General features: G+C 35.7%; 2 protein-coding genes. Both read left to right on the top strand.

Annotated elements, in window-relative coordinates; translation table 11 throughout:
* Positions 1–147: SDR family oxidoreductase (locus AC1DRF_RS29160; protein WP_477742464.1), on the top strand; the 147-nt coding region annotated here is incomplete at its 5' end.
* Positions 148–430: 283 nt separating this feature from the next.
* A partial coding sequence (locus tag AC1DRF_RS29165) for an aminoglycoside phosphotransferase family protein (protein ID WP_477742463.1) occupies positions 431–1,096 on the top strand: 666 nt, incomplete at its 3' end.

A 1,096-nucleotide genomic window follows, 5' to 3' on the forward strand; every position in this document is an offset into this window, starting at 1 on the left:
GAGTTAAAGGAAGAGCTACTGTCAAAGTTCCCAATGGGTCGACTTGGTGAGCCCCGTGATGCCGCAAAATTAGTTATCTTTTTAGCAAGTGAAGAATCAGAATGGATTACCGGACAAATTATTCACTCAGATGGAGGCTTTTGGTGATTTAACATAATAGCGGTCTTCCACTTTTTAGCGGATTTTTGTATGAAACAAGCAGTTAAAAGGATCTTCGAATGAAGATTCTTTTTTATAATGTAACGTAATATGACGATAACCGATTTTCTCCACTTTATTAGTCAGTCCCAAAGGATTGTTGATGGGCTACAAAAGAAAAAGTACGGGCTTTTCTAAATCAGTAGTAAAATGAGATATTTCATTTATGACGAATGCTTTATCATTTTCACTTATTGACGACAAATAGGATATATTCAGGGGGAATGTTTATATGTCAAGCTTTGAGGACGAAGAAGTGCTAACAGGAGGGAATGTCTCTAACGTTTATCGCTTGGGAGATACTGTACGACGAGAATTAAAATCAGATAGTCATAAATTTCATAAACTATTAAAGCATTTAGAGAACAAAGGTTTTAGTTATGCACCAAAATTTTTAGGCATTGATGAAAAAGGGAGAGAGGTCTTGTCGTTTATTGAAGGTGAAGCTGGTAATTATCCCTTGAAGAAATATATGTGGTCTGACGATGTTTTAATAGAAATAGGGAAAATGCTCCGTCTTTATCATGATTCAGTGAGCGATTTTTCATTTGATGACAGCTGGAAATCAATAGATAACACTCCTAAACCATTTGAGGTACTATGTCATAATGATTTTGCCATATACAACATCATTTTTAAGCACAAAAGACYAGTAGGCGTCATTGATTTTGATGTTGCTGGGCCTGGTCCAAGAATTTGGGACATTGCTTATACTCTTTATACGTGCGTCCCCTTAAGTAGATTTTATCTTTCTGACACAGGTGAGAGGATTTATTATAATTCATTGCAGCACGCTCAACATATAAACCAAAGAGTGAAATTATTTTTTGAATCTTACGGCGAAGAAGTACAAGAAGGTTATTTGGAATTGGTATTGCTGAGATTAGAGGGGTTATGT

The sequence above is a fragment of the Priestia sp. P5_B4 genome, assembly GCF_056400385.1.